This window comes from Citrobacter sp. JGM124 (genome assembly GCF_018257795.1).
Taxonomy (GTDB): domain Bacteria; phylum Pseudomonadota; class Gammaproteobacteria; order Enterobacterales; family Enterobacteriaceae; genus JGM124.
Genome location: NZ_JAERJD010000025.1, coordinates 1 through 3,503 on the forward strand (window position 1 = coordinate 1; position 3,503 = coordinate 3,503).

4 protein-coding genes and 2 pseudogenes are annotated in these 3,503 nt (G+C 38.1%); 3 read left to right on the forward strand and 3 right to left on the reverse strand.

The features are described 5' to 3' along the window. The first annotated feature begins 130 nt into the window (after positions 1 to 130). Positions 131 to 244, forward strand: a pseudogene (locus tag JK154_RS17855) (replication initiation protein). 195 nt (positions 245 to 439) lie between these two features. Here JK154_RS17855 and JK154_RS17515 read toward each other — a convergent pair. Together JK154_RS17515 and JK154_RS17510 are read right to left on the reverse strand one after the other, a co-directional pair. Beyond that, positions 440 to 850, reverse strand: a complete 411-nt coding sequence (locus tag JK154_RS17515; RefSeq protein WP_039265655.1) for a HEPN domain-containing protein — start codon at positions 848 to 850, stop codon at positions 440 to 442. Continuing rightward, the gene (locus JK154_RS17510; RefSeq protein WP_211994019.1) at positions 847 to 1,638 is read right to left on the reverse strand and encodes a hypothetical protein; all 792 of its coding nucleotides are present in this window, start codon (positions 1,636 to 1,638) and stop codon (positions 847 to 849) included. The genes JK154_RS17515 and JK154_RS17510 overlap by 4 nt, the downstream gene beginning before the upstream one ends. Positions 1,639 to 1,865: 227 nt before the next feature. On the opposite strand from JK154_RS17510, the gene JK154_RS17505 reads away from it, so the two are divergent. Then, positions 1,866 to 2,657: a hypothetical protein gene (locus tag JK154_RS17505; RefSeq protein WP_211994019.1), complete on the forward strand. Its 792-nt coding sequence runs from the start codon at positions 1,866 to 1,868 to the stop codon at positions 2,655 to 2,657. After that, positions 2,654 to 3,064: a HEPN domain-containing protein gene (locus JK154_RS17500; RefSeq protein WP_039265655.1), complete on the forward strand. Its 411-nt coding sequence runs from the start codon at positions 2,654 to 2,656 to the stop codon at positions 3,062 to 3,064. Before JK154_RS17505 ends, JK154_RS17500 begins: the two co-directional genes overlap by 4 nt. Before the next feature lie 195 nt (positions 3,065 to 3,259). Here JK154_RS17500 and JK154_RS17860 read toward each other — a convergent pair. Then, positions 3,260 to 3,373: pseudogene (locus JK154_RS17860) on the reverse strand (replication initiation protein). Between the last annotated feature and the right edge of the window lie 130 nt (positions 3,374 to 3,503).

Consider the following 3,503-nt stretch of genomic DNA (forward strand, 5'->3'; position numbering starts at 1 on the left):
GGCTCCCTCGTGCGCTCTCCTGTTCCTGCCTTTCGGTTTACCGGTGTCATTCCGCTGTTATGGCCGCGGTTCTCTCATTCCACGCCAGACACTCAGTTCCGGGAAGGCAGTTCGCTCCAAGCTGGGCTGTATGCACGAACCCCCCGTTCAGCCCGACTGCTACGTCTAATCCGGTAACTATCATCTTGAGTCCAAACCGGAAAGACACGACAAAGCGCCACTGGCAGCAGCCACTGGTAACTGATTTAGAGGAGTTAGTCTTGAAGTTATGCGCCGGTTAAGGCTAAACTGAAAGAACAAGTTTTGGTGACTGCGCTCCTCCAAGCCAGCTACCTCGGTTAGAAGAGTTGGTAGCTCTTTAACCTTTGAAAAACCACCGTTGGTAGCGGTGGTTTTTCTTTATCCAGAGGTTACTACCTCACGTTCTTTGTCGTCAAGGTCATGAATCTAAAGATACTGTTTCTTCAGATGCAGCTACCTCAGCTTCCGCGAACACCTTTTCAACAACACGAAGAATCTTGTAGGCCTCTGTTTTACCGAAGTTTTTATCTATATGGTAATCAGCCCGAACCCTGGTTTTTCTTGTTGCTATCATTTTTTGTGCAAACTGAACAAGTTTTTCATCTCCCGAAGCAAGTAATTTTCTAATAACCTTCTCATGGGATGAAACATCTTCATATGCACCAGGCAATTCATCAGCAATAGACTTTAAATAATGATAAAGTGCATAATAAGCAGATCGCGCGCATGTGCGATACTCGATCTCTTCATTAATATAAATATATCCATCAACGTCAAACTTGGCGTATGATGATTTTGCAAAATCCAACATCTGCTTCGATGAAATCATGATAAATCACCCAGTTCGAAATTAAACGAAATCTTGGTCTTTATAATAGAATCATACTTTATTTTAGCTATTTCTGAAGTAAACTCATCCTCTATATCTATGAGATAATCCATATCATCTTCAGAGCCATTTAAAATAAAGCTAAATGCTAAAAACTCATAACCTTCATCACTAAAAACATGATGGGAATAACCATAAGAGCCATCAAGATCTTTCGTTTTAGAAAGTGTATTTCTTGAGAATACATCAAAACAATCAAGAAGATAGTTAGACAATTCTTTTTTTATCTTCTTGTTTCTAAAGATGAAATCATTAAACTCGCGGACGTGTGATTCAAAATCGAAAGCCATATCATCATTATACAAACTAAGATACTTATGCATGTACGTATTTGATGATTCTATATCAGCGCAAAAAGAACATGATTTTATAGCTGACACAAGAAAATCCCGATCATCATAAAGCAAATCAAATTCCTTTATGTATCGGTATGCTTCTCTATAACGCATTGAATTATTAAGCGCGTATATAAGATTATAGTACGAGCTTTCATCTCTTCTTTCAAATGCATTTGAAACGCTAATTAATAAGTTGTCTATATCTGCTATTTGCGAAAAATAGCACGCTGATATTTCATCGTAGACAGGACTATTTGCTTTGAAAAGAGAATCCAGGTACATAACAACCTTTGCTCTTTCAAATTCAGATATACTTCTTTTTTCTCCTATGACCCTATTTAATATATCTAAAGCTTCATTATCTGCTTTTTTAAGTGAAATAGATGCCATTAACCATATCCAACTGTAATAATTTAAAATGAAGATAGCATCTTATCGGAAGAAACGTAAATAACTTCAGCACTGGTTTTAACATAACGTCGCATTACGCGCACCGCTCAGGCCGCCTGAGCGGTGCGCGTAATGCGACGTTATGTTAAAACCAGTGCTGAAGTTATTTACGTTTCTTCCGATAAGATGCTATCTTCATTTTAAATTATTACAGTTGGATATGGTTAATGGCATCTATTTCACTTAAAAAAGCAGATAATGAAGCTTTAGATATATTAAATAGGGTCATAGGAGAAAAAAGAAGTATATCTGAATTTGAAAGAGCAAAGGTTGTTATGTACCTGGATTCGCTTTTCAAAGCAAATAGTCCTGTCTACGATGAAATATCAGCGTGCTATTTTTCGCAAATAGCAGATATAGACAACTTATTAATTAGCGTTTCAAATGCATTTGAAAGAAGAGATGAAAGCTCGTACTATAATCTTATATACGCGCTTAATAATTCAATGCGTTATAGAGAAGCATACCGATACATAAAGGAATTTGATTTGCTTTATGATGATCGGGATTTTCTTGTGTCAGCTATAAAATCATGTTCTTTTTGCGCTGATATAGAATCATCAAATACGTACATGCATAAGTATCTTAGTTTGTATAATGATGATATGGCTTTCGATTTTGAATCACACGTCCGCGAGTTTAATGATTTCATCTTTAGAAACAAGAAGATAAAAAAAGAATTGTCTAACTATCTTCTTGATTGTTTTGATGTATTCTCAAGAAATACACTTTCTAAAACGAAAGATCTTGATGGCTCTTATGGTTATTCCCATCATGTTTTTAGTGATGAAGGTTATGAGTTTTTAGCATTTAGCTTTATTTTAAATGGCTCTGAAGATGATATGGATTATCTCATAGATATAGAGGATGAGTTTACTTCAGAAATAGCTAAAATAAAGTATGATTCTATTATAAAGACCAAGATTTCGTTTAATTTCGAACTGGGTGATTTATCATGATTTCATCGAAGCAGATGTTGGATTTTGCAAAATCATCATACGCCAAGTTTGACGTTGATGGATATATTTATATTAATGAAGAGATCGAGTATCGCACATGCGCGCGATCTGCTTATTATGCACTTTATCATTATTTAAAGTCTATTGCTGATGAATTGCCTGGTGCATATGAAGATGTTTCATCCCATGAGAAGGTTATTAGAAAATTACTTGCTTCGGGAGATGAAAAACTTGTTCAGTTTGCACAAAAAATGATAGCAACAAGAAAAACCAGGGTTCGGGCTGATTACCATATAGATAAAAACTTCGGTAAAACAGAGGCCTACAAGATTCTTCGTGTTGTTGAAAAGGTGTTCGCGGAAGCTGAGGTAGCTGCATCTGAAGAAACAGTATCTTTAGATTCATGACCTTGACGACAAAGAACGTGAGGTAGTAACCTCTGGATAAAGAAAAACCACCGCTACCAACGGTGGTTTTTCAAAGGTTAAAGAGCTACCAACTCTTCTAACCGAGGTAGCTGGCTTGGAGGAGCGCAGTCACCAAAACTTGTTCTTTCAGTTTAGCCTTAACCGGCGCATAACTTCAAGACTAACTCCTCTAAATCAGTTACCAGTGGCTGCTGCCAGTGGCGCTTTGTCGTGTCTTTCCGGTTTGGACTCAAGATGATAGTTACCGGATTAGACGTAGCAGTCGGGCTGAACGGGGGGTTCGTGCATACAGCCCAGCTTGGAGCGAACTGCCTTCCCGGAACTGAGTGTCTGGCGTGGAATGAGAGAACCGCGGCCATAACAGCGGAATGACACCGGTAAACCGAAAGGCAGGAACAGGAGAGCGCACGAGGGAGCC